The 17,296-nt window shown below is 48.4% G+C and carries 11 protein-coding genes; 3 read left to right on the top strand and 8 right to left on the bottom strand.

Going from position 1 to position 17,296, the window contains the following annotated elements:
- Positions 1 to 20 precede the first annotated feature (20 nt).
- Positions 21 to 626, top strand: a complete 606-nt coding sequence (locus HP548_RS28500; RefSeq protein WP_175383549.1) for a histidine phosphatase family protein — start codon at positions 21 to 23, stop codon at positions 624 to 626.
- A 155-nt stretch (positions 627 to 781) separates the two neighbouring features.
- On the opposite strand, the gene HP548_RS28495 is transcribed toward HP548_RS28500, so the two are convergent.
- From HP548_RS28495 to HP548_RS28460, 8 genes are all read right to left on the bottom strand, one after another.
- On the bottom strand, positions 782 to 3,124 hold the full coding sequence (locus tag HP548_RS28495) for a rhamnogalacturonan lyase (protein WP_175384000.1): 2,343 nt from the start codon (positions 3,122 to 3,124) through the stop codon (positions 782 to 784).
- A 633-nt stretch (positions 3,125 to 3,757) separates the two neighbouring features.
- Positions 3,758 to 6,190, bottom strand: a complete 2,433-nt coding sequence (locus tag HP548_RS28490; protein WP_175383548.1) for a glycoside hydrolase family 6 protein — start codon at positions 6,188 to 6,190, stop codon at positions 3,758 to 3,760.
- 549 nt (positions 6,191 to 6,739) lie between these two features.
- Positions 6,740 to 7,849 carry an efflux RND transporter periplasmic adaptor subunit gene (locus HP548_RS28485; protein WP_175383547.1) on the bottom strand — a complete coding sequence of 370 codons (1,110 nt, stop codon included), beginning with the start codon at positions 7,847 to 7,849 and terminating at the stop codon, positions 6,740 to 6,742.
- A gap of 53 nt (positions 7,850 to 7,902) precedes the next feature.
- Positions 7,903 to 9,267 carry an FtsX-like permease family protein gene (locus HP548_RS28480; protein ID WP_175383546.1) on the bottom strand — a complete coding sequence of 455 codons (1,365 nt, stop codon included), beginning with the start codon at positions 9,265 to 9,267 and terminating at the stop codon, positions 7,903 to 7,905.
- On the bottom strand, positions 9,264 to 9,968 hold the full coding sequence (locus HP548_RS28475; protein ID WP_175383545.1) for an ABC transporter ATP-binding protein: 705 nt from the start codon (positions 9,966 to 9,968) through the stop codon (positions 9,264 to 9,266). Before HP548_RS28475 ends, HP548_RS28480 begins: the two co-directional genes overlap by 4 nt.
- A 233-nt stretch (positions 9,969 to 10,201) precedes the next feature.
- Entirely contained in the window at positions 10,202 to 11,359 is a 1,158-nt protein-coding gene (locus HP548_RS28470; RefSeq protein ID WP_076290299.1) for a hypothetical protein, read from the bottom strand.
- Entirely contained in the window at positions 11,356 to 12,819 is a 1,464-nt protein-coding gene (locus tag HP548_RS28465; RefSeq protein ID WP_076290300.1) for a sensor histidine kinase, read from the bottom strand. The genes HP548_RS28470 and HP548_RS28465 overlap by 4 nt, the downstream gene beginning before the upstream one ends.
- On the bottom strand, positions 12,816 to 13,529 hold the full coding sequence (locus HP548_RS28460; protein ID WP_175383544.1) for a response regulator transcription factor: 714 nt from the start codon (positions 13,527 to 13,529) through the stop codon (positions 12,816 to 12,818). The genes HP548_RS28465 and HP548_RS28460 overlap by 4 nt, the downstream gene beginning before the upstream one ends.
- A gap of 206 nt (positions 13,530 to 13,735) precedes the next feature.
- Here HP548_RS28460 and HP548_RS28455 point away from each other — a divergent pair, with 206 nt between their 5' ends.
- Positions 13,736 to 14,212 (top strand): sigma-70 family RNA polymerase sigma factor, encoded by a 477-nt coding sequence (locus HP548_RS28455; RefSeq protein WP_175383543.1) that lies wholly within the window; start codon positions 13,736 to 13,738, stop codon positions 14,210 to 14,212.
- A 205-nt stretch (positions 14,213 to 14,417) separates the two neighbouring features.
- Positions 14,418 to 17,228 carry a chitinase N-terminal domain-containing protein gene (locus HP548_RS28450; RefSeq protein ID WP_246318257.1) on the top strand — a complete coding sequence of 937 codons (2,811 nt, stop codon included), beginning with the start codon at positions 14,418 to 14,420 and terminating at the stop codon, positions 17,226 to 17,228.
- Positions 17,229 to 17,296 lie beyond the last annotated feature (68 nt).

Here is a 17,296-nt window from a genome sequence, read left to right as displayed (position 1 = left end):
AGCCAGGAGGTCTTGAGACTATGAAAACTACATTTTTTTTGGTGAGGCATGCATTAAAAGAAAAGTGCATCGGTGATGTTCCCATCACATCCGAGGGAGTAGTACAAGCTAAATCAACAGCACTTCATTTAGCTAACGTACCTGTCACCAAAATCATTACAAGCCCACTTCAAAGAGCGATCGACACTGCGGCGCATATTGCTCTCCAAACAAACATTACAGTGACTGAAAACTCGCGTCTGCGGGAACGCGCCAACTGGGGTGACCTGCCTGAACAAACCTTTGAAGAATTCATCGCGATGTGGGACCGATGCACAAGTGATCCAGACTATCTCCCATCCGTAGGTGATTCCTCTAAGCAAGCAGGCGAACGTTTGGCCTTTTTAATAACGGAATTGACGAGTGTAGAGCCACCAGACAGCTATATCGTTCTCGTTACTCATGGAGGGTTAATTACAGATTTTCTCGTAAACACATTCCCAGAGCATGAACTTAACGTCTGGCATCCTGATTTTATCGCGATGCAAAGTCAGTTGATTCCCGAATGCTCCATCACCACATTGATTTATGGAAACGGGAAGTACACCATTCAAGATTTTGCATCCATATCACATTTGGAAGGATGAAGCCGTATGTTGCTTCGTTTAGCCATATCAAAAAACTCCGGGTAACCTCCCGTACGCTAAACGCACTGAGGTTACTCCAGAGCTTCACTTTAATACAATAGTAAACACTTCCTATAAAGAAATAGTACTTTTGAAAACCTATCGCCTATTACTTCTCACTTTTCACCCTTACCCGACTTGGGCGTGTGGAACTTGGGCAGCGTAACTTTCGACCAATCGATATCCGATGCCATGTAGAAGGATGGGTAGGACGGCTGATTGTATCCACTGTTCTGTCCAGCAATGCCGACACGATACATCGCATCGTGCATCAGCGTGTACAGTTTTCGGTCAGTCTTCTCGGTGCTCAGGTAGATGCGGATCGCCGAGCTGTCCTCAGTTCTCACCAGCATCTCTTCCCGCCAATCCCCGAAGATATCCGCAACGAGAGATGGCGTACCTTTGGTATAATTGTTAGTCAACGTTCCGGTCGCGGTCAGCAGCGTGCCTCGATTCCAATCTTTAATCGTAGGTGTGACATCGATGGCACCGTCCACAATCTGAGTTGTCATATCGCCGGCCCAGCGTATATTCATATTCGTGCCAGGAGCTTTATCGCTTATTTTCTCACCGCTGGCTGTCCACAGTCCCACAGCCCATGTCTCCAAGCCGCGGCGAGTCGGGTCCACATCACCGATCATGCCGCGTCCGGTATCTTTGCCCGTATACCCGCCATAGATCACTTCCCCGGTCTTCGCATCCCGCAGGGAATATCCATATGGCGCCCAAGGGCCACCCTCATGCACCATGAAGATCTCCAGCCCTGGACGATCCGGATCGATATCCGCTACATGAAGCGCATCCCCATGGCCCAGACGTGCAATCGTTCCCGGAGCAGCACTTTCCGCAGGCATCAGGTCCTTGGAGCTATACAGCACACTGCCATCATGATCAATCGTGGCGGAGCCGTAAACAATCTCCTGTTTACCGTCTCCATCCACATCAGCGACACTGAAATAATGTGCGCCTTGCGTTGTAATTGAGCCATACACCGGATCTGTACCGTCCACACCATGCGGACCGTCATTGAACGGGTTCTTCATCGGTGTCCAGCCACTGTCGACTTTCCATTCACGTTTGAGCTTTTTGCCATCCCAGTTGTAGGCCACCATGGTCGAACGTGTGTAGTATCCGCGTGCAAAGATCGCAGACGGTTTCTTTCCATCCAGATATGCCACGCCTGCCAGGAAACGATCTACCCGGTTCGCTGTTTCAATACGCGCCATTGCGTAATCGCCCCACATCAACCCATCATCCTGCCGTCCCGGTTCATAAGGAATGGTCTCCAGCTCTTTGCCTGACTCTCCTTCGAACACCGTTACATACTCAGGTCCATCCACGATAAAACCTTCGAACTTGCGCAGCTCATTCTTGTCACTGCGGCTTGGTGCATACACATCGATGAAGTAATCGGCCAACCTCTCAGCATCCTTCTGAGACAATGGATAACTATACTTTTTCTCAATCCCAAAAGCTTCCTCCAATGTAGCAGGCCAGTTGCCCTTCACGACCTCTTCATGTTTATGCCAGTTTTTGAACATATCCACGACATGATCATAGTAACCATCTGCACTTAAACGGTAATCATCTTCGTTGGAGTATCCTGCCTTGCGATCCTGCTTCGGAAGGGTGATGTATTTCTCGGAAGTGACCTTTCCTTTTTTGTTATAATTGATAATCTTGGTTCCCGGTGCGGTCTTGAACATCAACTCAGCCTTACCATCCCCGTCAAAATCATAAACGAGCATTTGTGTATAATGAGCACCCGAACGGATGTTAACCCCGAGATCGATCCGGTACAACAATTGTCCGTCCAGCGTGTAACAATCCACGTAAGTTTTACCGGTGTAGCCTTTTTGCGAGACATCCTTGGAATTAGAAGGGTCCCATTTTACAAAAAACTCATACTGACCGTCCCCATCCACATCACCCACACTCATGTCATTCGCAGAATACGAGTAGGCTTCTCCCACTGGCGTCACACCATCGACCGGTTTTTGCAAAGGAATATCGACGTAGCCGTTCGCCCAAGGTTTGACAGTTGCACTGCGTTTGCTCTCCTTGCCCTTATTGCTTACTGCTGCCACTTCATAACGGGACGACGATTTGCCTGAGGCATCAACATAGTTGGTGCTGTCGGTGACCGTAGCAATCTTCTTGCCATCACGATATACGTTGAAATCCGTGCCTGTCAGACCTTTATCGCTATACCCTGTAGCCTCGTCACCAAGCAACCTCCAACTGAGAAAAACACCCTCGGAAGTAGACGCCGCAACCAGACCGCGATCAAGATACTCAAGCTGAATGTCTTTCAAAGAACTCCCCCCCTTATGTGACTGCACGCTGGCCTCTGCCGCGCTGTTCTCACTGGAAGCTGCTGCTCCGCTCGCACCCGCTGTTCCCGCAACGAGCAAAGCAACGCTTAGTGCCGAAGACAGCATTTTGGCTGCAAGTGGCATACGCACCTTCCTGCGATTGGAGTGCATACCTGAAACCGATCCCTTATGTATCGGCGCTGTTATTTTGGATTTCATCGACCTTCACTCTCCTTGAGACAGAATGGGTGATGCTTATGGCTGTGCTTGGATCGAGGCGACATCCGTCAATCCATACAGACGTTCATATCCTTCAAATTTAACTGAATGCGCTTACAATAATATAAATGAATAACTCTCCTGAACAGACTTCTTTGACTCTGTCCCCCTTCCAATCTCTCTCCATCAGAGCAGCTTCATCCTGCCCATCGGGTATTATTATAGACATCCCACCTGCTGTGACATAGGCAAATATCCGTCCAAAACGATCAATATTCAGTGTTGTTCAGGACTCTATTGAAACGAGCACACCTTATTCCGAAGATTAGCTGGCATTAGAAAAACTAACGAACTCCGGTACGTTATCTGGTAAAAACCAGCGAAAACAGAATGAACACAGGGCGAAAACCTGGTAATAACGTGTATACGATTCGTTAAAACACTGCAGCAGCTCCATTTCACGAAATAAGATACACTCCATTCGTAAAAATTGAAAAAAGGGACGTTTCCCAGTCATGTTCATGACTGGGAAACGTCCCTGTTACGTATTCGCTCCTTTTAAGGCTCAATGCCCCAGACCAGGGTACCGCCTTTGTAGAGGGTCACCTTGTTCCAGTCCTGATAGGATGTTTTGGTTGGATCGTAGGAATAATCATTCGTTTCATCAAAGTTGCTCCAGTCCGTTTTGTACATGCGGAGCTGGATATCCCCCGACTGTCCGCCTGCCTGGATCGCACCTGCTCCAGAAGTAAAGCTCAGCTCCACATAGGAATCGGTGAACGTGCGCTGGATGTTATCACCACCGACCTGAGCCCAGTCAATTGCAGAGTCCATCGCTGCGGTACCTTCTTTGGAGAAGTAATAACGGATTTTCAGATCACTCAGATTTACAGCCGTGTTACCTACGTTTTTGATGTTGAAATACGGTTTGATTTGGTTATCTGCCGCGTTGGTATCTCCCGCACGATATTGCAGAACCAGATCACTGGTCGGAACAACTACACTTTGTGGTGTTGCAGAAGCTGTGGCAGAATTGACACTTTCCCCGGCAGCGTTCACGGCACTAACCACATAATGATAGGTCGTTCCATTGGTCAGACCCGTATTGATGTAAGATGTGCCGCTCACATTGGCAGCAACCATAGTGAATGGACCTGATGCACTCAACGCCCGTTTCACGTTATAACCTATTGCTCCTGGCGAAGCCGCCCAGGACAAGCTGATTTGCGCATTACCTGCCGTAGCTGTCAGAGCTGTTGGTGCGGCAGGAGCGGTTACGCCTGCAACCGGCACAGCACTTTGTACTGCCGAATTCACACTCTCACCCGCAGCGTTCACGGCACTAACTACATAATAATAGGTTGTTCCATTGGTCAGACCTGTGTTGGCATACGATGTGCCGGTCACGCCCGCAGCAACCGTAGTGAATGGACCCGATGCACTCAACGCCCGCTTCACGTTATAACTGTTCGCATCTGTGGAGGCTGTCCAGCTCAGGGAAACCTGTGCGTTACCTGCTGTCGCAGACAGTGTTGCCGGAGCCGCTGGAGCTGTCGTTCCACCCCCTCCACCATTGCTGGCAGGAAGAACAGGGAATGAGTTTTGCACCAACATGACGAATTGGTCATGGAACCAGTGACCTGACACTGGTGCATTAGGTAGCGCACCCGTCAATACACCATCACGAGTTGTAAACGTTGGATCACACATCCGGTCGAAACCTTTGCCTTCGTTGTTCGGAATTTCCGAGCTGGAGCCATCAGACTCCCCTGGAGGTTTGACCCATACATAGGCATCCAGATGGGCTGGTCCTGGTGCTGCTTTAGGTGCTTCACCTATACCTGCTCCACTGTTATTACACCAGTTCCCCCGGTGATCACGCTTATCCACACGCCCGGAATTCACGTACGTGTTAATATCACTGCCTGTAGCAGACGTTGGACGGTTCACCCCGCCCCATCCATTACGGCTGGTATCAATAAGGAAGCCTGTGCTGGCTGGCCAGCCAGCTTGTACAAATCCGCTATACAGTGCCGCAGTGAAATCGGTTTCGTCGAAGTAAGGATTCCACTCATAAAACTTGGAAGACTTGATCGGTTGTCCGCCGATGTTCAGATCCGGATTAGGCAGATTCGGTTCATTCAGCGGTGTGCTGTTCGCCGTGTTCGTAATGAAGCCATCCGCGCTGCTCAGACCTGCTGCTGTTCCTTGGACAACGCTGGTATACAGCGAGATTGCGCCTGTACGGTTGTTATCCCAACCAAGCCAGCCGGAGTGACCAATATCCAGGTAGTTGTACACATTCGGAATGGCATGCAGCTTTTCCAAGGCGTATTTCACGCCAGCTTCATAGATGCCTGTTGAACTCGCCTGGGCACAAGCTGGTGTACTGAGATTAGTTACCAGATTGGGCAGACTGTCCGGCTCAATAATGGCGATGATACGAATGTCCTGATACTTGGGCTTTGCAAAAATATCGGCGATTACATTGATATAATCATTTTCATACGTCTGCAGTGCCGCCTGTGTTAGTGGAAGTTCACCATTGGATGCAAGCGCATGACAATCCCGCCCAGGCAAGTTGTAGATAACGAAAGAAGCGGTAATTGGAGTACCTGCCTTCTTTTGTGCCAAGGCGGCATCCAGATGCTGCTCCACACTTTTGCGTCCGGCATTGTCTGTTCCACCATTAATGGCGGCAATACGGTCGATCCAGACTGCCGTTGGATAGGATTTGACCGTTTCCATTTTGGCTTTTAATGAAGCATCACTGGTGAGAGCAATGGACGTATCCACGAGAGCGGAATAATCCTGGTTTAAATACGCTGTAGCTCCGACAAAAGGATTATCCACATGCGCTTCAGCCGCCTGACTCACTCCTGGAGCCATGCCCGGGAAGATTCCCGCCGCGAGCAGCGTTGCTGCCAGCATTTGTTTTACACTTCTGCGAAGCACCTTTCCGCCTTTCGATAAGGTTTTCGATCTTGTCATTAGGGTTCCACCTTTCCTGTACTTGGATTGGGTATATACTCATGTCTGATCCTCTGTGTCGGCAAGATGCTATGCACGGTAGAGAACGTATGGATGAGCTGTAGGAACTTCACCTCCATGAATGTAGTTCAGTTGGGTCAAGCCAGGTCAACAACAATAAGGTGTGAAACAAGAATCAGAAATGGTGTCTTACACTGAGGTTAAGTGACAAAGCAAGGGGAATAACATCTGTAGGTGTGTGCGGGTGATCTTTGGTGAACGGCTTTCAAGGCATTGCTCAGACTTAAATGAAGTAAGCGCTTACTTTTAGAGATTTAAAAAAAGGCTTACTCTCGATACAAACCTCACATCGCGTGTCCACCTCCTTATGAATCGATTATAACCCATGTAAATATTACTGTAAATTGAATTTATTAAAAATTATTATATTTAATTCCATAAATCAGGCAGGAATTCTGAGTTGTGCCTCCCCAAGCCATAAACAAGGCTCATCGCGGGCTTTTCTCCCGTGATGAGCTAATTGACATAGCATATTCTCATGCTATTTTTTTATGGAAGCACAACAATATCTCCTGGTTTCAAGCCATTCAATACTTCAGTCTTGTCATCTGTCTCGATGCCTGTTTGAATCGTCTGCTGTACATATTGCCCGTTGCCCTGATCCAGCATCACATATGCCGTATCCTGATCTCGCATGACCGCCAGCGTGGGAACGACCGTCGCTTTCTCCTTGCGTAGCGTTTCAATCTTGCCTTCCAGACTTAATCCACCGATCAGCTTGGCGTTTGGCTTCAGATCAATGACAATATCGAATTGGGAAGGTTGCTTCAGATCTGTTTCCGTTCCCTTTTTGGCAAACTTGGAGATTTTGCTGACCTTTCCGGTTAACGGAACCTCCTTATTTCCCGTCATATGTACACTTACAGGCATGCCTGTTTGGATTTTGAATAGCTCCTGCTCGCTAATGGTCGCCACAAATTGTAGTTTGCCCGTGTCCACAATGGTACCTACATACTGACCTTCACCCACCATACGTGTCTTGGTCTCCGTATCGTTCATCAAAAACACACCGGATACCGGTGCGTACACGGTAGATAAACCAATGACCGCTTTCTTAGCCTGAACCTCCTGCTCCTTTACAGCGATGGATTCCTTGTTCATTTCGTTGGTCAGTCGCTTGGTTTCCCGCTCGGCGAAGGCTTTCTTCCGTTCATCTTCAGTAACCCCTAATTGCTCGGGGCCCTCTCCCTGAGTAAGACCAATCTCATTCAATTGAGCTTCCAGCCTCGATTTCTCAATATCGGTCTCCAACTGCTGCACTTCCGTCTGCAATGCTTTCGAATCAAGCGAGAACATGACGGTTCCCTTGTGAATGGGCTCCCCGTTCTCCACATTCCACTGCTTTATTTTCGCGGCAAAGGGAGCATACACATCCGTCTGTTTGGCATAAGCCGACTTGCCTTTAACCTGAATTTCCTGCGTGATTGTCTCCTGTGTGACTTCAAATGTAATGGGCTGCGGGGCCTCGATGGGCGCTTCGGGAACCGGTTTATATTGCTGGTACAGAAAGTATCCAGCGCCTGCGAGCAGTCCGATCATGATAATTCTCTTTATCCATTTGTTTATTGCCGAGTTCTTCATTGCCGTATGTCCCTTCATTGAATCTGTCTGTTCAATCCCTAAACTGTGCTTCCCCTATATCTCTGCTTTATTTATGCCGATTTTATCACCTGCAACGCATTTGTACGCGAGGCGCTAATCGCCGGATAGATTCCCGAGAGTACTCCGGTCAACACCGCAAACGCTATACCAGCAGGTAGGGTCGACGTCTCAATAACCACTTGGAGAGGTGTGCTTGCCTCCATCGAGATTTGTCCTTGGAGTAGTCCATTTACCCCCTGAATGGCTCCGTAAGCGATGAAGACGCCAACAATGCCACCCAACACTCCAAGTACAGCAGCTTCAGTAATGAACATCTGCCTGATCTGCCACAGATTGGCTCCTAGCACCTTCATGACGCCAATCTGTTTGCGGCGCTGATGCGTGGACATGATCATCGCAACAATAATGGACAGCGAAGCCAGCAGCATGACGAATATCCCTATGCCCATAGCGGCCTTCTGGTACATGCCAAGCTGTTCCTTCATCGCCTGCTCCTGATACAGATTGCTGTCTGTCATTAGCATCAGCTTCTGAATCTGCTCCTGCACTTGTGCCACATACTTCTTGTCCTCTACCTTCACGAGCGCCGAATTCAACCGTCCTGCTGCCGCGGCCTGTGCCTGACTGCTCTGGAACTGTTCCGCGAGCATCCGGGCGGTTTCGAGGGAAACGTAGACCTTTTTGTCATACATGGCATTGTTCTCACTCATGCCGCCAGGCACCTTCAGTACCCCCGTCACTCGCAAAGGAGAGCTTGTTTTGGCTTTGGCGGAATCATTCATGTCCTGATATTTCAGGTTAAACTGTGCCTGAAACAGCTCGGCTTGGGTAGACATCAATGCCATGTACTGCTGTAGAAACTCGTCATTAAACGAATCCTCCATGAGCTTGTTGTTCAGTTCGCGGATCACCTCGGCGTCCACAAGTCCGAAGGTTGCACCGTAATTCACAATAGCGGCTCCGCTAATCTCCGATGCCCCGCCTTTGTCAAAACGGTAGCCGAAACGGCTCAATGACCCAAGCTCTGTACCGATGACTTCCACATTGGAGCTTTTGCCATCCAATGTAGCCATCTCCAGCATATCCAGCTTCAGCATCGGAGCAACGGCGACAACATGCGGAAGGCTGGCAATAATATCGATTTTTCGAGCCGTTAGCGCTCCTCGTTCGAAGGTGGACGTCTGCCCATTACTTCCGCCCGAACCGATTCCCTCATTGGGTGATACCGTAATCTCATCCATTTTGTAATTCTCATTTAACGTTTTCTCACCATAGACCTGTACCGACTGCCCCACGCTTAATGCAATAATCATGGCCGCACAGCCGATGGACAGGCCAATCATGCACAGTAGAGTTACCACCTTCCTGCGCACAATCTGTCCCCATGACATTCGCAACACATCCAGAACTCTCACAACCGCTCTCCTTGCTCTACTGCCTTGGACTGGCTACTCTCCACCAAGCATCCGTCCTGCAATGTAATGACAACCTGCATCTGCTCCGCCACTTCAGCCTCATGCGTGACAATAACGAATGTTGTATGCATCTCCCGATTCAGCTGTTGCAAAATGGAAATGATCTCTTCCTCCGTTCGGGTATCGAGGTTCCCGGTAGGCTCGTCCGCGAATATGACGGACGGCTCCGTAATCAGTGAACGCGCAATGCTGACGCGCTGCTGCTGCCCTCCCGATAGCTGGGAAGGGAATAATTCGGACTTGCCGACAAGGCCAACCTGTTCCAGCAGGTGCATCGCCTTTTGCTTACGCCGTGATGGGCGAATGCCCTGAAACACGAGCGGCAGCTCTACATTTTCCCGAATTGTCAGGTTCGCCAGCAGCTCATACGCCTGAAAAATAAAGCCAATATGTGTCCGGCGGAATTCCGCCAGTCGGTTCTCACTCATACGCACAATATCCTGATCTGCTATAAGGATCTTGCCTGTGTCTGGCTTCATCAGACCTGCCATCAGATGCAATAACGTCGATTTGCCTGAACCGGAGCTTCCCAGCAGTGCAACCATCTCACCCTTACCCACGGATATGTTAATGTCCTGCAACACGGGAACAGTCCCTTGTGTATTGCGGAATGTGTGTGACACCTGTTCTACTCGCAGCATGAATCCGGCTTCCTCTCATCGATGTAATAGAGGTAATTATAGCCATCAGATGTATCGGTCCAATCTGGACTTGTATCCAATTTGTAAAATCAGCCTTTAGCTGCATTGGATTGAAAGGCCTTCTTTGGATTTATGCAAAATGTTCAAATCACAAAAAGGCCCTATGGGTTCAGTCCTTAACATAGCGACTTGATTCCATAGGGCCTAATTTCTGAGCTTTCATATTCACATCTTTACCAAGCACGGAAGCTAAACCGGTATAACTCGCTTTTTTCCATGGAGCTCCCGACCACAAAGAGATTGCTGTCATTCCATTTCAACTTGATAAAGTAATCGATATTCCGGTAGATAACCGTATCGGACCCCAGCTTGCGGTCATTCAGATAGGCAATGTGCACCTCGTTCTTCTGTCCTTCGAGTGTCAAAAAATAGGCAATGCGGGACTCCTCCTCATCCAGATCGAAGCTCCAGATGGGCCCTTTCACCAGCAGCTCAAACTTCTTGGTATCAGCTCGATATCTATACAATCCCTGTTCGTTGTTGATCATGCCCTGAATCAGCATGTCCCCATTCTTCAATACCTTAAACTGCTGTATATCCTGGGCAGGGGTGTATGCGGTGATATCATTTTTGTCGTTCAGAGAGAAGCTATAGACGGCGTAATTTTCTTTCAGTTTGACCAGCACATACACCCGTGATAGATCCCGGCTAATCTCATATGAATCCAGCATAATCAGGGTATCATCCGGACTTGAAATGTTACTCACCTGCGCAACCTTGGCAACTAACTCATCATAACTGTACAATTCATGTTTCTTTCCTGTATCCAGATCCACCATGTTGAACACCAGGTCATCATATCCGATGTAGGATTCATTACCTACAAAGACACGTGAATAGGAGTTGTCATTCTTCAGCTTATGATGTTCTCCTGTTTTCAAGTCATATTCATAGGTTGTCTTCTGCGCCTGACTCGATCGGTATTGGGAGTAAATCAGCTTGCTCTGATCCGGACTCAAGGTAATGCCATACTCTGTATTCGTGGCGATGTCCTTCAAGATGTTATCATCCATATGCAGCTGCGACAGCTTGATCCCGGTATAGGAACGATCCGGCCGATTCAATATGACCGTGTTGGGATCTGCTACCTCAAAATCATAAATGGCAAAGTCATTGGGCAGCTTGGTAGCCGACTCAATCTGAATGGTGCTGCTTGGCGGCGGGGTGAGGCGGCTGTTGAACTGTTTATCCGGCAGAATGACGGTTCTGGGCTTCCCATGTCCAATGCTGAACAGGCTACCAATGCCAAAGATACCTCCGACAAATACAATCAGCAAACCGGATAACATAAGCATATCGCGATATCTGCTCCAAAATCCTCGTTTCTTCATACGTCCGATTCTCCAGGCAGACTGATATTCACCTGTGTTCCCTTGTTTAATATACTCTTCATCTCCACCGTTCCCCCATGCTGCTCCACCGTGTTTTTCACAATTGACAAGCCCAGCCCAGCGCTTCCCTTCTCTGTCCTGTTCATCCCGTTATCCCGGTAAAAGGGTTCAAATACATGCTTCAGCGCTTCCTCCGGAATGCCTTCTCCTTCATCACGAATCAGTATAGCTACTGATTCCCCCAGCCGAAATGATTGGACCTGAATGATGGAATTCACATTCCCGTATTTGACCGAGTTATCCAGCACATTCAAAAAAACTTCCTTGAGCTTATTCCAGTCCCCCTGGACATACAGCATTTCTTCCAGCTCATAGCGAATGCCAATATTGTACTTGCCCGCCTTGATGGACATGTCTTCGCAGGCTTCCCGAATAATATTGGATACATTCACCCGCTCAAAACGAAAGGTCTGAATCGGTGTGGACGATACGGTCACTTCCAGGATATCCGCAACCATGACGTTGAGGCGTTGGCTTTCGTTGATAATATATTTCAACCCTTTATCAAAGAACGCTTGATCCGTAAATCCATTATCCCGCAAAATCTGGGCATACCCCAGTATCGTGGTCAGCGGTGTCTTTAATTCATGCGTCACATTGTCAAAAAAAACCTTGTTGCGTGCCTGTAAATGCTTGACCTCATCCCGTTCTCTCTCAATCACGTCAATCTGCTCCTTTACCCGAGCAATCATGACCGTAAAGCTGGAAGCCAGCTCTCCAATCTCATCTTTCGTGGAGATGTGGATGTCTGCATTCAGGCTGCCTTGAGCAACTTCGGCTGAACGTTTTGTCAACACACGAATCGGCTTCGTAATCTGGCGTGAAATAAAGACAGATCCAATGAAAACAAACACAAAAATGACGGCTGCAAAGCCCTTGATGGTGTTCTGAAATCGCAGATGCCGTTTGAACAGATCCGTATAATCCCTTTCCAGCTGGATAATGCCAAGGATGCTCCCCTCCGACAGCACAGGGAAAGACAGATTTCCTGTTACTCTGCCTTTGTCCACCACGGTTGTATAGGCGATCTTTGATTTCATGGCAGCCTGTAGATCAGAGGTTTGAGCAGCAGCCAGCTTCGCCTTCGCACCCGTGCTGCTAAAGGGAGTGCCATCAGACCGATAGACCACGACCTTGCCGCCTACTGCGGAGCCGATCTGTTCTGCGAGGTCTCGATTCCCTGTTCCCAGGGAGTCCTCACTAATCCGTTTGTTATGAATCAGGAAGTATTGATTGAGCGCGATATCCAGGTTTTTTTTGGATTGCACCATGTCCTCCTGCACTTCCCTGTACATGTTCTCCTCACCCACTTTATTCGAAATAATGAGCAAGGCTGAAAAACCGATAAATACGATGACCGAGAAAAGAACGACCATTTTGAACTGGATCGTCCACTTCATGTATGCACCTGAATATTCAGTTTGTAACCTACGCCGAAGACCGTCTCGATAAGTGAAATCCCCTGCTCCCCACTATCCAGCTTCTTGCGGATGCGCTGAATATGAATGTCTACCGTCCGGGTATCTCCGGGAAAATCAAATCCCCACACTTTATCCAGTAACTCGGACCTTGTATGTACTTTGCGGTGATGGTTGACCAAATATAAGAGCAGATCATACTCCTTATTGGTCAGTCCAGCGCGTTCCCCATCTTTCCAGACTTCACGCTCATCCTTGCGTATCTCAATATGTCTACCAAGCCGTACCACTTCATAAGACTGATTCTCCAGCGTCTCGCTGATTAGATCAATCCGGCGGAAAATGGCCCGAATGCGCACAATTACCTCACGAATGTCGAATGGCTTGGTAATATAATCATCCGCCCCCAGCTCCATGCCGAGCACCTTGTCCAGCATATCGGACTTCGCCGTAATCATAATTACGGGAATCTTCGAATTCACGGAAAGTTGTCTGCATACATCGAACCCGCTCATATCAGGCAGCATCAGGTCGAGCAGGATCAAGTCTGGTCTGGACTCTCTGAGCAGATCCAAGCCCTCTCTGCCTGTTGCTGCTTCAATCATCTCAAATCCTTCCTTGCGCAAAGAATAGGACAGGATGTCGCGAATGGACTCTTCGTCTTCAATAATCAAAATCTGTTTCGGTCTCATGATGAATCTTAATCTCCTTGCTCTATGAATTTCATCTGCCTTATATTTTGTATCTCTGCTCCAGGATTGAACAGAGGTTCACCGGAAATGTTACAACTCGGATACAAGTCTGGCGTCTTTGGAAACATCATCCCGATATACTTGGAACACAGAGAACAAACCAGACCGGACAAAGTCAGATCGGTATCCAAAGGGGAAAACATCACGTGAACAAAACAACCATTCATGATGCTTATGTAAACTATAAATCAGAAGTGACACGGTATCTATCTCAGATCGTCAAAAATCAACAGGATGCAGAGGATCTCACGCAGGAGTGCTTCATCCGAATGATGAATGTAGCGGCAGATATTCCGGAAGAGCGGCTTCTCTACTACCTCAAAAGAATTGCCCGCAACCTTGCCATGGATACATTCCGCAAGCGGACCCGTACACTGAAGCGGGACAGTAAGTTGGAGATGCAGACGTATCACTGTGATACATCCGAATTGGAGATCACTGAAGGTGTTAACGATCTTGTGTCGATCATTAACAATACAGAGCATCGCAAAATTCTTGAATTACGCGTGATTCACGGGTACAGCATCAAGGAAACCGCCCAGCTCGTCAACCGCAGTGAAGGCATGATCAAATCCTCGGTATTCCATGCTGTCAATCGGATTCGGGCCAAAGTCATCTCATAAGAGATGGCTTTTTTCATGAGCAGAAATGACGTGAAATCAACATCTGATGTTAGAAAGTATCAAAATTTGTTCTATGGAGCATGACAAAGGACTCATTTTTACAAAAGTCGAGTTCGTTTTTACAAATTGTTATGACTATGTGAGATTTTGGTGTGTTAGAATATGGACGAACTCATGTTTTAACTAATATTTGGGAGGGATTTGGTTGGGTAAATTGACACGTATGCGAGGAGTATGGGTAAAATCACTCCTGGCATTATCCATGGCATTGCCGCTTCAGATTGGATTGTGGAATGGAGATGCATCGGTTCAGGCCGAATGGGCAACAGACCCTGCACCGTTCATTCAGGCAAAGGTTGTTAATGGAAATGCAGGCAAGAAAGTATTGTTCGACAATACTCATGCACAGACAGCCGGAGCGGCTGACTGGGTCATTGACGGAGGCTTCTCGGACTTCGGCAATGCACTCGCGAACGATGGATATTATGTTAAGGAACTGCGCAAGACGTCTCCTTTTACCTATGACGATCTGAAAGATTATAACGTGTTTGTTATTGCTGAACCGAATGTTCCCTTCAAAACGACAGAACAGGCAGCGCTGAAAGAATATGTAGAAAAAGGCGGCAGCATCTTCTTCATTGGAGATCACTACAATGCTGACCGTAACAAAAACCGTTGGGACGGTTCTGAAGCGATTAACGGCTATCGTCGTGGCGCATTCGAAGATCCAGCCAAAGGCATGAGCACAGAGGAGCGTAACTCTGAGGCGATGCAAAATGTAACCAGCACGGACTGGCTGTCCGATAATTTCGGCGTACGCTTCCGTTACAACGCATTAGGCGATATTAACGCCACTAACATTGTGCCTGCTGGACAGGCATTTGGCATTACGGAAGGTGTATCTGCTGTAGCCATGCATGCAGGGTCCACACTTGCGATCACCGATCCAACAAAAGCTAAAGGTATCGTATACCTGCCGAAAACGAATGCGGCTTGGCCAAACGCTGTTGACCAGGGCGTATACAACGGTGGTGGAGTTGAAGAAGGTCCTTACGTAGCCGTATCCAAACTGGGTGCAGGTAAAGCAGCGTTTATCGGAGACTCTTCTCCGGTTGAGGATGCTTCACCGAAATATCTGCGCGAAGAGACTGGCGCTCGCAAAACAACGTATGACGGCTTCAAAGAAGTGGATGATGGCAAATTGCTGGTCAATACCGTTAACTGGCTTGCTAATCAAGAAAATTACACTAGCTTGACTCAGGTGAGCGGACTTCAATTGGATAATGCAACAGCATTGCTTCCGTTCGAACAACCTGCGGCTTCCACAGAACCACAGGCTGAACCTTGGGCTGCACCAGCTGCAGGATACAAGTGGTATGATCGTTCCACGTTCAAAGCAGGTTCTTATGGTGGACCAGCTTCAAGCGCGAACGCTTCCTACAGCTTCGTGAAGCAGGACACCCTTCCTAATGCGGAGGATTTCCAGATCCGTGTGGTTGTAGAGAACATGCCTGCGAACACAACCGTTTCCGGTTACAGTGCAGGGATTTACCTGACTGGCGGAACACAGGTCGCCATGATTCAGAATGAAGGTGGTACATGGCCGACTTCGTACGGTTACAGCTCCAACTTTAGCGTAACTTCCGACAGCAAAGGTCGCGCAATCAAGGACCTGAATGTCCGCATTAAATCAGGTACAACGGGCGCTGCCAGCCTGCGTCTGCGTCTGAACGGCAGCAACCTGATCACGACTGCAGTTACCGTCGGCAATGTTCCGGCTGAGCAGCTTCCGGAAGAAGAAGGACCAATCCCGGCAACAATCAGCATTGCTGATGCTCGCACCAAAGCAGCTGGTTCAACAGTTACGGTTGAGGGCGTAGTTACTACAGAGCCAGGTGCTTTTGGTGGACAATCCTTCTATCTTCAAGACACAACCGGCGGCCTTTATGTTTTCCAAAGCACTGGCGGCTTCCACGCTGGAGATGTGGTTAAAGTAACCGCAGCAACGGCGCTGTACAACAGTGAATTTGAGCTTACGGATATCGTAGCGATCGAGAAAACGGGTACAGCCTCCATCCCTGCTGCCATTGAAGTGCCAGCAGTTACGGCTGCAAACCAAGGTCAACTCGTTCAATTGAAAGAAGTAACTGTTGAGAACATCATTAGTGCAACACCAGTAGGTTCCTTTGAATTTGATGCAGTTGCAGCGGACGGAACAAGCACGCATGTACGTGTGGATACACGCACAGGTGTAACGCAAACGACCTTCCCTTATGCAGCAGGCGATAAAATCAGCGTGACAGGTGTTGCCGCTATTTTCAAAGATGTATTTCAATTGAAGCCTAGAAGCTTGGACGATTTCGTAAAAGTTGAAGAAGGCGGCGAAGAGGGACCTTCTACGCCAGCTGTTGGCGCACCAGGTAAACCGGCGCTTACCTCCAACAATGGTTATAGCAACGGTCTGTCTGAAGGATCTTATACGGTTACGATGAACCTCTGGTGGGGTGACAATGGCACAAGCTACAAGCTGTATGAAGATGGCGTGCTGATTGACACACAAAAGCTGACTGACGCTACACCAGGGGCACAATCAGCCCAAACAACGATCAATGGCAAAGCTAACGGTACTTATACCTACGTAGCTGAGCTGACGAACTCCAAGGGTACAACTCGCAGTGAAGTACTCACAGTACAAGTTGCGAATGCTGCACCTGGCAAAGCCGTTCTCTCCCAAGACAATTGGGATGGGGACGGCAACTACAAAGTGACGATGAATCTGTGGTGGGGAACAAATGCAACAGAATACCGTCTCTATGAGAATGGTCAACTGATCGATACCAAAGCACTGAACGCAGTAACACCTAATGCACAAAGCGCTGTGACAGATGTATCCGGTCACGCGAATGGAACGTACACGTATCGCGCCGAGCTGATCAATGCAGCGGGTGTGACAAGCACGGAAACGATTACGGTACAAGTAACGAAATCCGCTGTATCTCTGCCAGCAGCAAGCTAAATCTCAATAAGGAATGCCTAACGTTTTATCCAAGCATTGAAAAACCGAAGCAAGTTTGCCGGGACTCC

Source organism: Paenibacillus taichungensis, assembly GCF_013359905.1.
Taxonomy (GTDB): Bacteria; Bacillota; Bacilli; order Paenibacillales; family Paenibacillaceae; genus Paenibacillus; species Paenibacillus taichungensis.
Note: the sequence above shows the minus strand (reverse complement) of the source record. Positions and strands in the feature narration are given on the sequence as shown.